Here is a 298-nt window from a genome sequence, read left to right as displayed (position 1 = left end):
TAACGTGGCCCTGACGCCGATCGGCCGGCAGTTGTTCGCGGATCTTCACCCCATGTACCAGGGGTTGCGCGAGGGCATCGAGCGCGCCGTCCGGGCCGCGCAGGGCACCACCGGGGTGCTGCGGCTGGGCATGGTCGGGCACAACCCGCAGGACCTGCGGCCTCTCTTCGACGCCTTCAGGGCCCGGCACCCCGGGTGTGACCTGCAGATCCGCAGCGTCGACTTCGGCGACCCGTTCGGCACGCTGCGCGGCGGGGAGATCGACGTCGCACTCATCTGGCTCCCCGTCAACGAGCCC

Annotated in this window: 1 protein-coding gene; it reads left to right on the top strand. The window is 71.1% G+C overall.

Features of this window, described 5'->3' with window-relative positions; all coding sequences use genetic code 11:
• Positions 1–52: 52 nt before the first annotated feature.
• Positions 53–298, top strand: a 246-nt coding sequence (locus tag IO39_RS43560) for a LysR substrate-binding domain-containing protein (protein WP_245642609.1), incomplete at its 3' end; no start/stop codon positions are given.

It is taken from the genome of Nonomuraea candida (genome assembly GCF_000725485.1).
Taxonomy (GTDB): Bacteria; Actinomycetota; Actinomycetes; order Streptosporangiales; family Streptosporangiaceae; genus Nonomuraea; species Nonomuraea candida.
This window is presented reverse-complemented; position numbering and strand designations above follow the sequence as displayed.